The 17,573-nt window shown below is 70.6% G+C and carries 17 protein-coding genes and 1 tRNA gene; 15 read left to right on the top strand and 3 right to left on the bottom strand.

The features are described 5' to 3' along the window. Positions 1-77: 77 nt before the first annotated feature. Positions 78-162 (top strand) — tRNA-Leu (locus tag AC1DDU_RS17505). Between the two features lie 112 nt (positions 163-274). Here the strand turns inward: AC1DDU_RS17505 and AC1DDU_RS17500 are convergent. Both AC1DDU_RS17500 and AC1DDU_RS17495 read right to left on the bottom strand, forming a co-directional pair. Next, positions 275-1,513 (bottom strand): sensor histidine kinase, encoded by a 1,239-nt coding sequence (locus AC1DDU_RS17500; RefSeq protein ID WP_477436320.1) that lies wholly within the window; start codon positions 1,511-1,513, stop codon positions 275-277. Further along, positions 1,503-2,174 carry a response regulator transcription factor gene (locus AC1DDU_RS17495; RefSeq protein ID WP_477436318.1) on the bottom strand — a complete coding sequence of 224 codons (672 nt, stop codon included), beginning with the start codon at positions 2,172-2,174 and terminating at the stop codon, positions 1,503-1,505. Before AC1DDU_RS17495 ends, AC1DDU_RS17500 begins: the two co-directional genes overlap by 11 nt. 192 nt (positions 2,175-2,366) lie before the next feature. Here AC1DDU_RS17495 and AC1DDU_RS17490 point away from each other — a divergent pair, with 192 nt between their 5' ends. From AC1DDU_RS17490 to AC1DDU_RS17465, 6 genes are all read left to right on the top strand, one after another. Next, on the top strand, positions 2,367-2,801 hold the full coding sequence (locus AC1DDU_RS17490) for a hypothetical protein (protein ID WP_477436316.1): 435 nt from the start codon (positions 2,367-2,369) through the stop codon (positions 2,799-2,801). After that, complete coding sequence (locus AC1DDU_RS17485) at positions 2,798-3,850, top strand: peptidoglycan-binding protein (protein WP_477436314.1); 1,053 nt, start codon at positions 2,798-2,800, stop codon at positions 3,848-3,850. Before AC1DDU_RS17490 ends, AC1DDU_RS17485 begins: the two co-directional genes overlap by 4 nt. After that, on the top strand, positions 3,847-4,542 hold the full coding sequence (locus AC1DDU_RS17480) for an ABC transporter ATP-binding protein (RefSeq protein ID WP_477436312.1): 696 nt from the start codon (positions 3,847-3,849) through the stop codon (positions 4,540-4,542). Before AC1DDU_RS17485 ends, AC1DDU_RS17480 begins: the two co-directional genes overlap by 4 nt. After that, positions 4,539-5,726 carry an ABC transporter permease gene (locus AC1DDU_RS17475; RefSeq protein ID WP_477436310.1) on the top strand — a complete coding sequence of 396 codons (1,188 nt, stop codon included), beginning with the start codon at positions 4,539-4,541 and terminating at the stop codon, positions 5,724-5,726. Before AC1DDU_RS17480 ends, AC1DDU_RS17475 begins: the two co-directional genes overlap by 4 nt. Before the next feature lie 62 nt (positions 5,727-5,788). Continuing rightward, positions 5,789-7,084 (top strand): M20/M25/M40 family metallo-hydrolase, encoded by a 1,296-nt coding sequence (locus tag AC1DDU_RS17470; protein ID WP_477436308.1) that lies wholly within the window; start codon positions 5,789-5,791, stop codon positions 7,082-7,084. 55 nt (positions 7,085-7,139) lie between these two features. Next, positions 7,140-7,961, top strand: coding sequence for an undecaprenyl-diphosphate phosphatase (locus tag AC1DDU_RS17465; RefSeq protein ID WP_477436306.1), 822 nt, complete (start codon positions 7,140-7,142; stop codon positions 7,959-7,961). A 211-nt stretch (positions 7,962-8,172) separates the two neighbouring features. Here the strand turns inward: AC1DDU_RS17465 and AC1DDU_RS17460 are convergent, their stop codons facing one another. Then, positions 8,173-9,048, bottom strand: coding sequence for a PAC2 family protein (locus tag AC1DDU_RS17460; protein ID WP_477436304.1), 876 nt, complete (start codon positions 9,046-9,048; stop codon positions 8,173-8,175). A 128-nt stretch (positions 9,049-9,176) separates the two neighbouring features. Here AC1DDU_RS17460 and AC1DDU_RS17455 point away from each other — a divergent pair, with 128 nt between their 5' ends. The 8 genes from AC1DDU_RS17455 to AC1DDU_RS17420 all read left to right on the top strand — a co-directional run bounded on the left by AC1DDU_RS17455 (position 9,177) and on the right by AC1DDU_RS17420 (position 17,529). After that, positions 9,177-9,848 carry an HAD family hydrolase gene (locus tag AC1DDU_RS17455; protein WP_477436881.1) on the top strand — a complete coding sequence of 224 codons (672 nt, stop codon included), beginning with the start codon at positions 9,177-9,179 and terminating at the stop codon, positions 9,846-9,848. Beyond that, positions 9,845-10,876 carry a tRNA (adenine-N1)-methyltransferase gene (locus tag AC1DDU_RS17450; RefSeq protein WP_477436302.1) on the top strand — a complete coding sequence of 344 codons (1,032 nt, stop codon included), beginning with the start codon at positions 9,845-9,847 and terminating at the stop codon, positions 10,874-10,876. The genes AC1DDU_RS17455 and AC1DDU_RS17450 overlap by 4 nt, the downstream gene beginning before the upstream one ends. A 9-nt stretch (positions 10,877-10,885) precedes the next feature. Beyond that, a complete protein-coding gene (locus AC1DDU_RS17445) occupies positions 10,886-11,851 on the top strand; it encodes an FKBP-type peptidyl-prolyl cis-trans isomerase (protein ID WP_477436300.1) in 966 nt (321 codons plus the stop codon). Positions 11,852-11,917: 66 nt separating this feature from the next. Continuing rightward, positions 11,918-12,931: a helix-turn-helix transcriptional regulator gene (locus AC1DDU_RS17440; protein ID WP_477436298.1), complete on the top strand. Its 1,014-nt coding sequence runs from the start codon at positions 11,918-11,920 to the stop codon at positions 12,929-12,931. Then, on the top strand, positions 12,928-13,896 hold the full coding sequence (locus AC1DDU_RS17435) for a helix-turn-helix transcriptional regulator (protein WP_477436296.1): 969 nt from the start codon (positions 12,928-12,930) through the stop codon (positions 13,894-13,896). Before AC1DDU_RS17440 ends, AC1DDU_RS17435 begins: the two co-directional genes overlap by 4 nt. Positions 13,897-13,960: 64 nt before the next feature. Continuing rightward, positions 13,961-14,206 carry a Sec-independent protein translocase subunit TatA gene (gene tatA / locus AC1DDU_RS17430; RefSeq protein WP_477436294.1) on the top strand — a complete coding sequence of 82 codons (246 nt, stop codon included), beginning with the start codon at positions 13,961-13,963 and terminating at the stop codon, positions 14,204-14,206. 66 nt (positions 14,207-14,272) lie between these two features. Continuing rightward, positions 14,273-15,034 (top strand): twin-arginine translocase subunit TatC, encoded by a 762-nt coding sequence (gene tatC, locus AC1DDU_RS17425; protein WP_477436292.1) that lies wholly within the window; start codon positions 14,273-14,275, stop codon positions 15,032-15,034. Beyond that, complete coding sequence (locus AC1DDU_RS17420) at positions 15,031-17,529, top strand: DEAD/DEAH box helicase (protein WP_477436290.1); 2,499 nt, start codon at positions 15,031-15,033, stop codon at positions 17,527-17,529. Before tatC ends, AC1DDU_RS17420 begins: the two co-directional genes overlap by 4 nt. The last annotated feature ends 44 nt before the right edge of the window (positions 17,530-17,573 follow it).

Raw genomic sequence — 17,573 nt, 5'->3', positions numbered from 1 at the left:
CCCGGGCGTGCGCCGATTCGTTGAACCTCCGGTGACGTGGTAATGTCATTCCTCGGTTGCGAAACCGAAAACCACCTGCGCGGGTGGCGGAATAGGTAGACGCGCTAGCTTGAGGTGCTAGTGCCCGTATAGGGCGTGGGGGTTCAAGTCCCCCCTCGCGCACAACACAGAAAGACCCCCGGTCAGGAAGAGATTCCAGGCCGGGGGTCTTCTGCATTCCCCGGAGGGAGCGGATGCCGCCACCGGCGTCCCGCGGGCGGCTCCGCGCCGATGGTCAGCCGCGCGCGGATGCGCCCGGCATCCCGTCCTGCGACGATGCTCCCACCGCGGGGAACACGCAGCGCACGTCGAGGCCGCCGCAGGCGCGACCCGAGAGCCGGAGCGCGGCGCCGGTGCGGTCGGCGACGGCCTGCGAGAGCGTCAGACCGAGCCCCCGGCCCCGCCGGAGGCCGCCGTGGGCGCGGCCTTCGGCGCGCACGAACGGCTCGGTGAGCGTGGCCACGAGCTCGTCGGGCAGCACGGCACCGTCGTTCTCGACCCGCAGCTCGCAGCCGTCCGCGCCCTCGCGCGTCGTGACGCGCAGCAGCCCGCCGTCGACGTTGTGGACCACCGCGTTGGCGACGAGGTTCTCCGCGAGCTGCCGCAGCAGCACCGGATCGCCGACCACGGACGCCGGCTCGAGCTCCAGCTCCAGCCCGAGCGAGCGGGCCGCGATCTCAGGATGCTGCTCCTCGACGACCTGCGAGACGGTCTCGCTGAGCGAGACGATCTGATCCTCCGCCAGCGGCGAGGCGACGTCGGCGAGGTCGAGCAGGGACGCCACTGTGTGCAGGCTCCGTTCGTTGCTCTCCTGCAGCTTGCGCAGCAGCGGGTGCTGCTCCGGCGGGGCGGTGCGAAGGGCGACCTCGAGCGCGGTCTTGGTGGCCGACAGCGGGGTGCGCAGTTCGTGAGACGCGTTCTGCGCGAACCGGGTGGACGCGGCGAACGCGCGCTCGAGACGGGCGAGCATGTCGTCGAACGTGTCGGCCAGATCGGTGATCTCGTCGTGGGGACCGGTCATCGCGATGCGATGGTCAAGGCTGCCGTGGGAAGCGCGCCGGGCGGCGGAGTTCACCTGTCGGAGCGGACGCAGCACCCGCCCGGCGACGAACCAGCCCGCCACGGCGCCGATCACCGCGAGCACGGCGATCGCCGCGCCGCACGTGATCAGCAGGAGGCGCAGCATCTCGTCCTGGGTGCTGACGACGAACAGCGACTCCGTGGACGTGGTCGGCGTGAGCCCGGCCACGTCCTGCGGCTCGGGCTGCTCGACGATCGGAGCGTCCGACGGCGCGGGGGCGGCGGGGCTGACGGTCGCGGCGGGGACGAATTCGTAGTCCGGCACGAAGACGATGAACAGCGCCACGATCGTGAGGATCACCGCTCCCACCCCGACCACCAGGAGGGCATAGGTGGCGGCGAGCCGGGTGCGGGCCGTCAGCCGAAACGCCCGCCGGTCGCGCTCAGCGCTCATCGTCGGCATCCACGACGTATCCGGCGCCCGTGATCGTCCGGATCAGCGGGGGCTCGCCGAGCTTTCGCCGCAGCGTGCTCACGGTCACCTTCACCGAGTTGGTGAACGGGTTCGCGTTCTCGTCCCAGGCCTTCTCCAGCAGACGTTCCGCGCTGAGCGGCATCCCCTTGGCGCGCAGCAGCTCCTCGAGGATCGAGAACTCCTTCGGACTCAAGTCGATCCGCCTCCCTGCGCGCGAGACGGTGTGCTGCGCCGGGTTCAGGGCCAGGTCGCCGGCCTCGAGCACCGGGGGAAGCGGGGTGAAGCGACGCCGGGTGAGCGCACGCAGGCGCGCGACGAGCTCCTCGAACTCGAACGGCTTTCCCAGGTAGTCGTCCGCGCCGAGTCCGAGCCCGGCGACGCGGTCCCGCCACCCGCCGGAAGCGGTGAGCATCAGCACGGCAGGCCGTTCCTCGCGGGCCACCAGCCGGCGACACACGTCGTCGCCGTGCGTGCCGGGCAGATCCCGGTCGAGGACGACGACGTCGTAGTCGTTGACGTCGACGGCGAACAGCGCCGCGTCGCCGTCCGGGGCGACATCCGCCCAGATCCGCTCCAGTGCGAGCCCTTCCCGCAGCGACTCCGCGAGGAACTCCTCGTCCTCCGCGATCAGCACCCGCACGCGTCACCTCGATCCTGTCCGCGTCGGTCGGCGGACGGCTCCCAGTGAAACACCCGGCAGGTAAGAGCCAGGTCAAAGCCCGCCTTGACCTCCTCGCAACCGCACGCCGGCTGGGCTGAGGGCGACGAAAGGAACACCATGTCAACTCTCGGAACCCGATCCCGCCGGCTGCTCGCACTCGCGGCGGCTGGTGTGCTGCTCACGATCGGCCTCACCGCCTGCGCCGGCGGTCCGCAGAAGGCGCCGGACGAGGACACGCTCTCCACGGAGGAGTCGTATGAGGACTGGGCTGCGCGCTACGACAGCTGCCTGGATGCCGCGGGCTTCGACTCTTCGTTCCGCAGCGGTGAGACCGTCCAAACGGAAGCCGACACGGAGGCGTACAACAAGGCGATTCAAGACTGCGTCAAGAAGGTCGGCGAGCCGCCCGCGCAGGAGAACCAGATGAGCGACGACGAGATTTTCCAGGCGCAGCTCACGTTCGCCAAGTGCCTGCGCGACCGCGGCTACGACTACCCCGACCCGGAGAAGGGCGGCATGTCACCGGCGATCGATACCAGCGTCATCTCGGCCGATGACGTCGATGCCTGCTCGGTCGAGGCGTACGGAGAAGAGGGCTCGAAGTGAGGCGACGCACTGCCGTCATCACCGGGGTCACAGCAGCGGTGATCGCCGTCGGCGTCGCGGCGGCGATTCTGGTCGTCCCTCGTCCGGGCGCCGCCGCCGAGCCGCAGGCCGAGAAGCCGCCGCAGAGCGTCGAGGTGATACGAGGCGACCTGCGGGAGCAGGTGCGCTCCTCCGGCACGCTGGGCTACGGCGAGCCGACGCCGCTCGGCAGCAAGATCCAGGGGACGGTCACCGGCCTGCCCGGGGCCCGTGCCGTCATCGACCCCGGCAGCGTGCTGTTCTCGGTGGACAACCGGCCGATCGTGCTGTTCTCCGGTGCGCTGCCCGCGTGGCGCGATTTCTCGGAGGGGATGACCGTTGGCCCCGACGTGCAGCAGCTGGAGGAGAACCTCCGCTCGCTGGGCTACTTCGCGGGCGAGCCGAATCAGGTCTTCCGTGCAGACACGATCGCCGCCATCAAGAAGTGGCAGAAGGCGGTCGGGCTGGAGCAGACGGGCACGATCGAGCTGGGGCGCGTCGTGTTCGGCCCCGGTCCCGTGCGGGTGACCACCGTGGAGGCGAAGCTCGGGGATGCCGCAAGCGAGAGGCTGCTCACCGTGACCGGCACCGGCCGCGCCGTCGCCGCCTTCGTCGACCAGGACCTGGCGGGTCTTGCGACAGTCGGCTCGCCGGTGGACGTGCTGCTGCCGGACGGTTCACGGGTCACCGGAAAGGTGACAGCCGTCGAGCCTCCGGTCGAACGCGACGGATCGAGCGGCGGCAAGGTGATGCAGGTGCCGCTGGCGATCGCGTTGGACGATCCCGCTGCCGGCGCAGCCTACGAGCAGGCGACAGTCACCGTCCTGCTCACCAAGCCGCTCGCGGAGGACGTCCTCATCGTGCCGATCCTGGCGCTGCTTGCACAGCCTGACGGCGGCTTCGCCGTCGAGAAGCTCGAGGGCAAGAAGATCGTGACAGTCCCGGTGAGCGTCGGCGCCATCACCAGCGGCCAGGTCCAGGTCGAGGGCAAGGAACTCGCGGCGGGGGACAAGGTGGTGGTCGGGCAATGAGCGCGCCGGTGGTGGAGATGTCGGGCATCGGGCGCCGGTACGGCCAACCGCCGACCGTCGCGCTGCACGACATCGACCTCGTGATCAGCACGGGCGAGATGGTCGCCGTGGTGGGGCCCAGCGGGTCGGGCAAGTCGACCCTGCTGAATCTCATGGGCACACTCGACCGCCCCAGCGAGGGTGAGATCCGGATCGCGGGTGAGGATGTCGGCACCATGGGCGACGCGGAACTGTCCGCCCTGCGCGCCAGGCGCATCGGGTTCGTGTTCCAGCACTTCCACCTCTCAGAGGGGGTGACGGCGTGGGAGAACGTGGCCACGGGGCTGCTCTATTCCGGAGTGCCACGGCCCGAGCGGCGACGCCGTGCGGCGGAGGCGCTGGAGCGGGTCGGACTCGCGGACCGCATGGGGCATCGTCCGCATCAGCTCTCTGGCGGGGAGCGTCAGCGCGTCGCCATCGCGCGTGCCGTCGTGGGCAACCCCACGCTGCTGCTCGCCGACGAGCCCACCGGTGCGCTGGACTCGCGCACCGGAGAGGAGATCGAGGCCCTGCTCAGAGAACTGGGAGACCACGGCACGACCGTCGTCGTCATCACGCACGACCGCGAGCTCGCGCAGCGCCTGCCGCGGCGAGTATCGCTGCGCGACGGATCCATCATCGGCGACGAGGGCGGGGAGGTGATGGCGGCATGACCGGCAGCAGTTCACGCGTCCGACCATCCGATCAGGCCCTGCTGGCGTGGCGCGGCCTGCGTGCGCATCCGCTGCGGGCCGCCCTGTCGGCGGCCGGGATCGCGATCGGGATCGCGGCGATGATCGCCGTGCTCGGCATCTCGGTGTCCAGCCAGGCACGGGTGCAGGCTGCCCTGTCGGAGCTCGGCACCAACCTGCTCACCGCGACGGCCGGCAATGACCTCCTCGGCAAGTCGACGGCACTGCCCGAGGATGCGGCCGACCGCGTGCGCCGGATCGACGGAGTGGAGCACGCCGCATGGACCGCCGACCTGGACAAGGTGAAGGTCTACCGCAACGCACTGGTGGATCCGAACGCGTCAGGCGGCATCGGCGTGCTGGTCGCGGGCGGCGGACTGCTCGATGCCACCGGTGCCTCGGTGCGGGTGGGGAAGTGGCTGGAGGGGGATGCCGCGAAGCTCCCGGTCACCGTGCTCGGCGCGAGCACCGCGGAGCGCCTGGGCATCCGTGAACCCGGTGCGCTGATCTGGCTGGGCGGGCAGGAGGTCACGGTCGTCGGCATCCTCGATCCGTCCCCGCTCGTTCCGGAGCTCAACGGGAGTGCACTGGTCGGTGGAGAGTACGCCAAGACCTCCCTGGGTTTCACCGGTGCGCCGACGACGCTCTACGAGCGCTCGACGGACGAGGCGGTGACGGATGTGCGCAAGATGATCCCGCCGACCTTGGCGCCGAAGTCGCCCACGTCGGTCCTGGTGAGCCGTCCGTCGGACGCGCTCGCCGCCAAGAACGCCGTCGACCAGGCGTTCACCGGCCTGCTCATCGGAGTGGGGTCCATCGCGCTCCTCGTCGGCGGAATCGGCGTGGCCAACACGATGATCGTCGCCGTGCTGGAACGTCGGAACGAGATCGGGCTTCGGCGAGCCCTGGGCGCGACCCGGCGCAACATCCGTTCGCAGTTCCTGACCGAGGCCGTCCTGCTGGCCGCCCTCGGCGGGATCGCCGGTGTGGTGCTCGGGGTGGCGGTGACCGCGGGCGTCGCACTGGCGAACGGGTGGATCGTCACGATCCCGGTGCCGATCCTCGGCATCGGCCTCGCCGTGACGATCGTCGTCGGCGGCCTCGCCGGCATCCTCCCCGCGGCCCGCGCCGCGCGGGTGCCCCCTACCGCTGCGCTCAGTGCGTAGCCCGCGCGCGGAGGGAGGGTCCGCACAGGGACCCCCCTCCGCGAGACGGTAGGTTGGTGCGCATGCCCGAAGCCGAACTGCCTGAAGTCGCCGCGCTCGCGCGGGATCTGATCCGCTTCGACACGACGAACCACGGTGGTGGCCGAGCGGCCGGTGAACGGGAGGCCGCGGAGTACGTCGGCGCCTACCTCGAAGGCCTCGGCCTGACGCCCGAGTACTACGAGCCGATCCCGCGTCGCACCAACGTCATGGCGCGCGTTCCCGGCCGCAACCGCGACAAGCCGGCCCTCGTCCTGCACGGTCACCTCGACGTCGTCCCGGCGATCGCCGAGGACTGGAGCGTCGACCCGTTCGCGGGCGTCGTGAAGGACGGGATGCTGTGGGGTCGCGGCGCCGTCGACATGAAGGACATGGACGCCATGATCCTCACGTCGGTGGCCGACATCCTGCGCGCGGGGGAGCAGCCCGAGCGCGACCTGGTGCTCGCCTTCTTCGCCGACGAGGAGAACGGCGGCGTGGAAGGGTCGGCCCTGGTCGTGGAGAACCACTCCGAGTGGTTCGCGGGCGCCACCGAGGCGATCAGCGAGGTCGGCGGCTACTCCATCCCGATCGGCGACCGCCACGCCTACCTGCTGCAGGTGGGGGAGAAGGCGCTGGTGTGGATCAAGCTCGTGGCCCGCGGCCGCGCCGCGCACGGCTCCAGCCTCCACGCCGACAACGCGGTGACCCGCCTCGCCGAGGCTGTCGCGGCGCTCGGCCGCACCGCCTGGCCGGTCACGCTCACCGACACCAGCCGCGAGATGTCCGAGCGGCTCGCGGCGCTCCTCGGCATCAGTGCCGACGACCCGGACGCCGTCGCCGCGGCGACGGGTGCGGCATCCGGATTCCTCCGCTCGACGCTGCGCACGACGACCAACCCGACGGGTCTCGTCGCCGGCTACAAGCACAACGTCATCCCCGACCGCGCGGAGGCGCTCGTCGACGTGCGCGTGCTCCCGGGCACGGAGGAGGCGGCCCTGGCCGACATCCGCCGCATCGTCGGCGACGACGTCGACGTCGAGGTCGTCCACCAGGACATCGGCCTCGAGGTGCCCTTCTCGGGCGACCTCGTCGACGCCATGGTCGCGGCGCTGGGCCGTCACGACCCGGGCGCCCCGGTCGTCCCGTACCTCATGGGCGGCGGCACCGACAACAAGGCGCTCGCGGCCCTCGGAATCGCCGGTTACGGCTTCGCGCCCCTGCGCCTGCCGTCCGACCTGGACTTCACGGGCATGTTCCACGGCGTCGACGAGCGCGTGCCGATCGACGCGCTGGTGTTCGGCCAGGCCGTGCTCACCGATCTGCTCCGCACCTATTGAGATCCGACGGATGCCGCGCGAAGCGGCATCCGTCATGCCCGGCTGAAAGGCGCCCATGCTTCTCGAAGCGATCATCCTCGGCTTCGTCCAGGGACTGACCGAGTTCCTCCCGATCTCGTCGAGCGCGCACCTGCGCATCCTGGGCGAGTTCCTGCCGTCCGCGCAGGATCCGGGCGCGGCGTTCACCGCGATCACGCAGATCGGCACCGAGGCGGCCGTCGTGGTGTTCTTCTGGCGCGACATCGTGCGCATCGTCGGGCACTGGTTCAAGGCGCTGATCGGACGCATCCCGCGCAACGACCCGGACGCGAAGATGGGCTGGCTCATCATCATCGGCAGCATCCCGATCGTCGTGTTCGGCCTGCTGTTCCAGGACCAGATCGAGACCGTGCTGCGGTCGCTGTGGATCACCGCCGGGATGCTGATCTTCTTCGGCGTGCTCCTCGGCATCGCCGACCATGTCGGCGCGAAGAAGCGCAAGCTGCAGGACCTCACCGTCGGCCACGGCGTGATCTACGGCTTCGCGCAGTCGCTGGCGCTCATCCCGGGCGTGTCGCGCTCGGGCGGCACCATCACCGCCGGTCTCTTCATGGGCTACGAGCGTGCCGCGGCCGCCCGCTACGCGTTCCTGCTCGCGATCCCGGCTGTGTTCGGCAGTGGCTTCTTCCAGCTGTTCAAGAGCCTCGACGAGCCCGGCGTCTTCACGCTCGGCGAGACCGCCGTCGCCACCGGCGTGGCGTTCATCGTGGCGCTCGGCGTGATCGCGTTCTTCATGAGCTGGATCTCCAAGCACAGCTTCCTGCCGTTCGTGGTCTACCGCGTGGCGGTCGGGTCGCTGCTTCTGGTGCTGCTGAGCATGGGCGTCATCAACCCGTAGCCGGCACGCTTCGCTCGCCGGCGCTCGCTCGGCGACCGGGATCACCGGTCGCTGAGCGAGGGAGCGCAGCGACCGTCATGGTCGTATGGGGTTGGCACCGGTCGCTGAGCGAGGGAGCGCAGCGACCGTCATGGTCGTATGGGGATTGGCACCGGTCGCTGAGCGAGGGAGCGCAGCGACCGAGACGAAGCGCGGCGGGAGCGGATGCCGCTCAGCGACGCGGGTCGTCGCGCCCCGGCTTGGTGGGGCCGTCGCCCGGCTTGCCGTCGGTGCGGCGCAGGTACCGCTCGAATTCCTGCGCGATGGCATCTCCCGAGGCCTCGGGGGAGTCCCACGTGTCGCGCGTGCGCTCGAGCTGGTGGATGTACTCGGTCATCTCCTCGTCGTCGGCCGCGGCCGCGTCGATCGATGCCTCCCATGCCGCCGCCTCGGCGGCCAGGTCCCCGCGCGGCACGGACGCACCGGTGAGCTCCTCGAGCTTGTCGAGCAGGGCCAGCGTCGCCTTCGGCGAAGGCGTGTGTCCGGCGACGTAGTGCGGGACGCTCGCCCACAGGCTCGCGGTCGGGATGCCGGCGCGCTCGGCCGCATCACCCAGGACGCTGAGGATGCCGACGGGCCCCTCGTAGGTGCTGCGCTCCAGCTCGAGCGACCCGCGCAGGGCCTCGTTGTCGCTGCCCGCGAAGACCGAGATGGGACGAGTGTGGGGGACGTCCGACATCATCGAGCCGATCGCGACGAACCCGGTGATGTCTTCGCGCAGCGCCACATCGATCAGCTCGGACGAGAACGCCTGCCAGGCACGCGCGGGCTCGACGCCGGTGAGCAGCCACAGCTGCGTCCCACGCGTGGCGGTCGACGGGCGCAGCAGCGTCGCCTCCGGCCAGCGGAGGGTGCGGCGCCCGTCCCCGTCGGCGGCGATGTGCGGCCGGGTGTACTGGTAGTCGAAGTACAGCTCGGGGTCCACCGAGAAGACGGTCTCGTACGCGCCGGACTCGCGCAGCTGCGTGATGGCGGATGACGCGGCTTCGCCCGCATCGTTCCACCCGTCGAACGCGGCGACGAGCACACGACGACCCAGTCCGTCCACGAGACCCCCTCCGCCCGCAGCGGTTGCGGGTTCCTTCCAGGATATGCCCCTGTCCGGACGGGAGGCCGGAGCCCTCTCGGTAGGATTGCACGGTGAATGCGCCTCGACTCTCCGCCGTCCTGTGGGACATGGACGGGACCCTCGTCGACACCGAGCCCTACTGGATGGCGGCGGAGACGCCTCTCATCGAGAGCTTCGGGGGGACGTGGTCCCACGAGCAGGCACTGGGCCTGGTCGGCCTCGGACTGGAGGACTCCGCACGCATCCTGCAGGAGGCGGGCGTCCGGATGAGCGGCGACGCGATCATCGACCACCTCACCGAGGAGGTCATGCGGCAGCTCTCGGTGACCGGCGTGCCGTTCCGCCCGGGCGCGCAGGAGCTGCTGGCGAGCCTGCGGGCCGCCGGGATCAAGACCGGGCTGGTGACGATGTCGATGCGGCGCATGGCGCAGACCGTCGTCGACCTGATCGACTTCGACGCGTTCGACGTCGTGATCGCGGGTGACGACGCCACCCGCCCGAAGCCGTTCCCCGACCCGTACCTGCAGGCGTGCGAGGCGCTCGGCGTCACGCCCGATGAGACCGTGGCGATCGAGGACTCCCCGAACGGGCTGCGTTCGGCCGTCGCCTCCGGCGCGTCGGTGATCGGCGTGCCCCTCATGGTCTCGCTCACCGGCGCCGGAGCCCACGTGCTGTGGGACACCCTCGACGGTCGGACCGCCGACGACGTCGTCGCCTTCCACGCTTCCCACCGCGCGCGCATGGCCGCGTCTCACCCGGCCGAGGAGGTCGCCCGATGAGCGCTCAGCAGGACACTCTGACCACGGGACGCCCGAGCGGCCCGTTCCGCATGGGCGACCGCGTGCAGCTGACCGGCCCCAAGGGCCGCCTGCACACGATCACGCTGCGCGAGGGCGGCGAACTGCACACGCATCACGGCGTGCTGCGTCACTCCCAGCTGGTCGGTCAGCCCGACGGCTCGGTGGTCGCCAACAGCGGCGGCCACGAGTATCTGGCGCTGCGACCGCTGCTGCGCGACTTCGTCATGTCGATGCCGCGCGGCGCGGCGATCGTCTACCCGAAGGACGCCGCGCAGATCCTCGCCGAGGCCGACATCTTCCCCGGTGCGACCGTCGTGGAAGCCGGCGTCGGCTCCGGTGCGCTGTCGCTGTGGCTGCTGCGTGCCATCGGCGCGGAGGGGCGTCTGGTCTCGTTCGAGCGTCGCGACGACTTCGCCGCGGTGGCGCGCGCGAACGTCGAGACCTTCGTCGGAGAGGTGCCCGCGAACTGGGACGTCGTCGTCGGCGACCTCGCCGCCGAGCTGCCGCAGGCCGTGGATGCGGCATCCGTCGACCGTATCGTGCTCGACATGCTCGCGCCGTGGGAGTGCATCGACGTCGTCGCCGACGCGCTCACGCCGGGGGGTGTCGTCGTCTGCTATGTCGCCACCGCGACCCAGTTGAGCCGCGTCGCGGAGTACATCCGCGGCACCGGGCTGTTCACCGAGCCCGATGCGAACGAGACGATGGTCCGCGGCTGGCACGTCGAGGGCCTCGCGGTGCGTCCCGATCACCGCATGGTCGCGCACACCGGCTTCCTGGTGTGGGCGCGCCGCCTCGCTCCCGGAGCGATCCCGCCGGAGGTCAAGCGCCGCGCATCGAAGTCGAGCTACGGCGACGAGGACGTCGAGCTGTGGACGCCCGGCGCCGTGGGCGACCGGCAGATCACCGACAAGAACCTGCGCAAGCGGGTGCGCGAGGCCGAGCGGGCTGCGGAAGGCGCGCGTCAGGCCTCCGGGCGCGCGGGCGAGGCCGACCACACCGCCTAGACTGTTCCGGTGCGCAAGATCCCCGCTGCCCTCGTCGTCCTGGGCCTGGTGACCGTCGGCCTCACTGCATGCGCGACGGCCGGCTCGCCGTCCGGCTGCTCGCGTCCCACGGTCTCGAACCCCGACGTCATGGACCTCATCCACGTCACGGGCGACACCGCCGACAAGCCGAAGGTCGACATCTACACGCCTCTGAAGGCGCCGGAGCTGGCATACGAGGACGTCGTCACCGGCGACGGCACGGCGATCACCGCCGACAACCAGCTCATGGTCGTGGACATCTCGCTGTTCAGCGGCGTCACCGGCGACCCGATCGTCGCGACCGCGTACGACGGCGACCTGTCCCGCGTGTCGTCACCGGCGCAGTGGGCCACCAACTTCCCGGGGATCAGCGAAGCGCTGCACTGCGCCGCCGAAGGGTCGCGCGTCGCCATCGCACTGGCTCCCGATGACATGACGCCCGAGGTCGCACCGGGCTTCGACCTCGAGAAGGACGACAGCGTCGTCGCCGTCGTCGACGTGCGCAAGGTGTACCTGCCGTCGGCGGACGGCGCGCTGCAGTTCAACAGCGGCTTCGGGCTCCCCAGCGTCGTGCGGGCTCCCGACGGCCGGCCCGGGCTCATCATCCCCGACGGGGCGCCGCCGTCGGACCTCGTCATCCAGACCCTCAAGAAGGGCGACGGCGAAGAGGTGACCGGCGACCAGCCGGTGCGCGTCCACTACACCGGCGTGGTGTGGGGAGCCGACGAGGCGTTCGACACCACGTGGGACGGCGAAGCGGCCTCGCTCACGCTGGACTCGGTCGTCCCCGGCTTCGCGAAGGCCCTCGAGGGCCAGACCGTGGGCTCGCAGGTGATGGTCGTCATCCCGCCCGACCAGGGGTACGGCGACAAGGCGCAGGGGTCCATCCCCGCCGGGTCGACGCTCGTCTTCGTGATCGACATCCTGGGTCTGGACGCCGCGTCGTCGCAGTGATGGGCGCGGTCGCCGACCTGTCGGCGCGTCCGCTCCGGCTGCTCGTCGCGGCCCTAAGATAGGCGGGTGCCTGCCACTGCCGCTGCGAAGATCCCGCCCGAGGAGCGTTTGGTGAACCTCGTGGTGGCGCTCATCGCGACCGACCAGGGTCTCACCAAGGACACGATCCTTACCTCGGTCGCGGGGTATCGCGAGCAGAGCGAGTCGGGGGCGTCCAAGGATGCCCTCGAGAAGATGTTCGAGCGTGACAAGGAATCGCTGCGCGGCCTCGGAGTGCCGATCGAGACGATCGGCGACTGGGCCGACCCGGACGATCTGCGCGAAGCGCGGTACCGGGTGCCCAGCGCGGAGTACGAGCTGCCGGAGGACATCGACTTCACTCCGGCCGAGCAGGCGCTGCTGACCCTCGCGGGCGGCGTGTGGAGCGAAAGCTCGATGTCGGACGACGCTCGCAGCGGGCTGCGCAAGATCCGCGCCCTCGGCGACCTGGTCGACGAGCCGATCCTCGGGTTCTCGCCACGGCTGAGCCCGCGCGACCCCGCTTTCCCCTCGTTGCAGCAGGCGATCGAGCTGAGCCGCGTGGTCACCTTCCCGTACCTCAAGCCGGGGGAGGCGGCACCGCGCACGCGCCGGGTGCAGCCGCTCGCGCTGGTCGAGTACGAGGGCCGCTGGCACGTCTTCGGCATCGACCTCGATGCCCGTGCCGATCGCACCTTCCTGCTCGCGCGCATCGTGGGTCCGGTCGCCCTCACGCGTTCCTCGTTCGACCCGGCGCTGCGCGAGGGCGCCGGAGAGCGGGCGCTGTCCGGGCTGGAAGAGGTCGCCGCGCGCAACTCCGCGCTGCTCGAGGTCAATCCCGGTACCGAAGCCGCGCTGCGGCTCGCCCGTCGCGCCCAGCCCGCGGAGCAGGGCATCCGCGTGCCGTACGTCGACGTGCACATCTTCGCCGACGAGCTCGCCTCGTACGGCCCCGAGGTGCGCGTCGTCGAACCCGCCGACCTGCGCGACCGCGTGATCGACCGCCTCGCTGCGACCCGCGACATCCACCGCGACGCATCCGCGCGAGGGGGTGCGGCATGAGTCCCCGCCGGCCCCGGCCCCTGGTCGCCACCGACCGTGCCGCCCTCATGCTGCAGCTCGTGCCCTACCTCGTGGGCAAGGGCGAGGTGTCGCTCGCCGAGGCGGCGGACGAGTTCGACGTGTCTGCTGAGCAGATGCGCTCGATGGTCGAGAAGCTCACCGTCATCGGCCTGCCCGGGGACCGCGGCTACTGGCAGATGGCGAACGACCTCTTCGACATCGACTGGGACCTCCTCGACGAGCGCGACCTCATCGTCATCACCAACTCCGTCGGATTGGAGCGTGCGCCGAAGCTCACCGCGCGCGAGGCGGCGGCCCTGCTCGCCGGGCTCCAGCTGGCACGCTCCATCCCAGGGGTGGGCGACACCGAGCTCTACGCGGGGCTCCTCGCCAAACTCTCCCGTGGCGCGTCGGCCATGCCGGCCGAGGTGATCCTCGCCACCGAGCCCGTCGACGCCGTGCGCGACCTCGTCGCCGACGCGCTGCGCCGCGGCGTGGCCGTCTCCTTCACGTACAAGGCTCCGGATGCCGCTCCCACCACGCGCACCGTCGACCCTGTGAAGGTCCACATCGCGGCCGGTCAGTGGTACCTGCAGGGCTGGTGCCATCTGCGCGAGGCGATGCGCACCTTCCACCTGGACCGCGTCAGCGACCTCGAGCTCACCGGCATCCCGAGCACGCACGCGGGGGAGCAGGCGCCGGACTGGTTCGACACCGACGCCGGCGACGTGGTCGCCCGCATCCGCTTCCCGCAGGACGTCGCGCCGCTGCTCGGCGAGTACGTCGACCGTGCCGCGCTCGAGACCGCGGACGGCGTCACCGTGGCGACGATGCGCGTCGCCGATGAGCTGAGCCTGCGGCGCCTGGCCGCACGGCGCGGCGGGGTCGTCGAGGTGCTGGAGCCGCCGGCGGCACGCCGCGCCGTCGCCGACTGGGCCGAAGCAGGACTCGCGCAGTACCGCTAGACGCTCGCCGTCCCCCGCAGCGGGTTACACTGGACCCACATCCGCACCGACAAGGAGATCCCGCATGGGCGCATTTGGATGGCCGCACCTTCTGATCATCCTCGCGGTGATCCTGCTCCTGTTCGGGGCCGCCAAGCTTCCGGCGCTCGCGAAGAGCCTCGGCCAGTCCGCCCGGGTCTTCAAGGGCGAGATGAAGGCGATGAAGCAGGACGATTCGACCGACGCGGCCAAGGCCGAGAACGTGTCGCCGGACGCTCCCAAGGCCGACACCCCCGCCAAGTCGAGCGGTCCCGCAGACCCGTCCTCTTGACGAACCGTGGTGACCACGGAACCACCGCGCATCGAGGAGCCCGAGCAGCCTCGGCGCGATAAGCGCATGTCCCTCGGGGGACATCTGCGCGAACTGCGCAGGCGCTTCTTCATCGCGGCGATCGGCCTGATCGTCGGAATGGTCATCGCGTTCCTCATCAGCGGATGGGTGATCGACCTGCTCTCGCAGCCGATCGAGCAGATCGCGGGCGAGGCGGGCCGCGAGTACACCGCACTCAACTTCACGACCGTCTCCAGCGGCTTCGATCTGCACATGCGGATCGCGTTCGCGATCGGCCTGCTGATCTCCGCGCCGGTGTGGCTGTGGCAGATCTGGGCGTTCGTGATGCCGGGCCTCACGCGCAAGGAGGTCCGCTACACGGTCGGCTTCCTGGCGGCGGCGATCCCGCTGTTCGGCGCGGGCCTGTACGTCGGCTGGTTGATCATGCCCCACATGGTGGTGCTGATGGCCAACTTCGTGCCGAACGGCAAGGGGATCGCGCAGTTCTACGACTACGCGACCTACTACGACTTCGTCTTCAAACTGCTGCTCGTGATCGGGGTGTCCTTCGTCACGCCGGTGTTCCTCGTCGCGCTGAACCTCGCCGGCGTGGTCTCCGGACGCGGCATCCTCAAGGGCTGGCGCGTCGCCATCATCATCATCACGGTGTTCGCCGCTGCCGCGACCCCCGCCGCCGATGTCACGTCGATGCTGCTGCTGGCCGGCATCCTGTGCGTCCTGTACTTCGCCGCCGTCGGCCTGTCGATGCTGTTCGACCGGCGCAAGGCCAAGCGCTCCGCCACGCTGCTGCCTCCCGAGGTCTCGTGAGCCAGCCCGCTCCCGCCGAGCGCTACGCGCGCGCCAGCGAGTCCGCGCGTCAGGAGCGGAGCCATCCCCTCACGGCGGCGTTCGCGGCATCCCAGAAGTTCACGCTCGATCCGTTCCAGATCGAAGGATGCCGCGCCCTCGAAGAGGGCCGCAGCGTCCTGGTCGCTGCGCCCACCGGTGCCGGCAAGACCATCGTCGGCGAGTTCGCGGTGCACCTGGCGATGCGTGAGCCCGGCGAGAAGGCGTTCTACACGACGCCGATGAAGGCGCTGTCGAACCAGAAGTTCCGCGAACTCCAGGAGGTGTACGGCGAGGGCGAGGTGGGCCTGCTCACCGGCGACACCAACATCAACGGGAACGCGCGCATCGTGGTGATGACCACCGAGGTGCTGCGCAACATGCTCTACGCCGATTCTCCGGCGCTGCGCGGCCTGCGGTACGTCGTGATGGACGAGGTGCACTACCTCGCCGACCGGTTCCGCGGCGCGGTGTGGGAGGAGGTCATCATCCACCTCGCGCCGAGCGTGCGGCTGGTGTCGCTGTCGGCGACCGTGTCCAACGCCGAGGAGTTCGGTGACTGGCTCGACACCGTGCGCGGCGATACCGAGGTGATCGTGTCCGAGACGCGTCCGGTGCCGCTGGAGCAGCATGTCCTGGTACGCGGCGACCTGCTGCCGCTGTTCGACGACCGCGCCGGGATCGCCACCGCGCAGGTCAACCAGGAGCTCATGCGCATCCGGTCGTTCAAGGGCTCGAACTTCGACAACAACCGCCGCGTGCAGGCGTCGAACAGCGCTCGGCACGGCGGGTATGAAGCATCCCGTCGCCGTCCGAACCGTGGCATGAAGCGGCCGGTGCGCTCCGCGAACGTGCAGCGCGTCGAGCGCCTCGATCGTCCCGATGTCGTCGAGCTGCTCTCGCGGGCGAACCTGCTGCCCGCGATCTTCTTCATCTTCAGCCGCGTCGGATGCGATGCCGCCGTGCAGCAGGTGCGGCGCTCCGGCGTGCGGCTGACCTCTCACGAGGAGCGGCAGGAGATCCGGCAGATCGTCGAGGAGCGTACCCGGACGCTGCTCGAAGAGGACCTCGCGGTGCTCGGCTTCTGGGAGTGGCGCGACAACCTCGAGCGCGGGGTGGCGTCCCATCACGCGGGCCTGCTGCCCGCGTTCAAGGAGGTCGTCGAGGAGCTCTTCCAGCGCAAGCTCGTGAAGGTCGTGTTCGCCACCGAGACGCTGGCGCTGGGCATCAACATGCCCGCGCGCACCGTCGTGCTCGAGAAGCTCGAGAAGTTCAACGGCGAGGCGCGCGTGGCCATCACGTCGGGGGAGTACACCCAGCTCACCGGGCGCGCGGGTCGTCGTGGCATCGACGTCGAGGGGCATGCCGTCATCCAGTGGACCGAGGGGCTCGATCCGCAGGCGGTGGCGGCGCTGGCCTCGCGTCGCACGTATCCGCTGAACTCGAGCTTCCGGCCGACGTACAACATGGCGGTCAACCTCATCGACCAGTTCGGCCGGGCGAAGGCGCGCGAGATCCTCGAGTCGTCGTTCGCCCAGTTCCAGGCCGATCGCGCCGTCGTCGGGCTCGCGCGCCAGGTGCGCGACCAGGAGGAGTCGCTCGCCGGCTACCAGAAGGCGATGACCTGCGACCGGGGCGACTTCGCGGAGTACTCCGGCATCCGGCGCGAGCTCAGCGACCTCGAGAAGATCAACCGCAAGGACGTCAGCGCCTCGCGGCGCACGCGCGACGAGCGGCTACGGCGCATCGCGAGCCTGCGCAAGCGCATGCAGCGGCATCCGTGCCATCAGTACCCCGATCGCGAGCATCACGCGCGGTGGGCCGAGCGCTACTGGAAGCTCAAGCGCGAGATCGACAAGCTGCGCCGCCAGATCGAGACCCGCACCGGCACCGTCGCTCGCATCTTCGACCGGGTCGTCGACGTGCTCGGCGCGCTGGAGTACGTGAGCGTGTCGGAGGACGGCGCGACGACCCTGACACCCGCCGGGCGCACCATGCGGCGCATCTACGGCGAGCGCGACCTCCTGGTCGCCGAGTCGCTGCGGCGTGGCATCTGGAAGGACCTGGATGCCGCCTCCCTCGCGGCGCTCGCCTGCTCGCTGGTCTACGAGCCTCGCCGGGACGACGGCGGTCCGGGGGAGCGGGGCCTGCCGCGGGGCGCGTTCCGTCCCGCGTTCGAGGCGACGCTCGCGCTGTGGCAGGAGCTCGACGACCTCGAGCAGGAGCACCGGCTGCCCGGCACCGAGCCGGTCGCGGCCGGCCTTGCGCAGGCGATGCACACGTGGGCGCGCGGCGGCATGCTGGACCGCGTGCTGATCGAGGCCGACATGGCCGCCGGCGACTTCGTGCGCTGGTCGAAGCAGACGATCGACCTGCTCGACCAGCTCTCCCTGGTCGCGGACCAGCCGATCGCGGGCACCGCGCGCAAGGCGCTGGATGCCGTGCGCCGCGGCATCGTCGCGTACTCCGGAGTGTGAGCGGCCGCGGTGCGGCCGGTCGCGCCGTGACGCTCGCCTAGGGT

This window comes from Microbacterium sp. 05T445 (assembly GCF_056395865.1).
The sequence above is the reverse complement of the archived record's forward strand: the minus strand, read 5'-3'. Positions and strand labels throughout refer to the sequence as shown.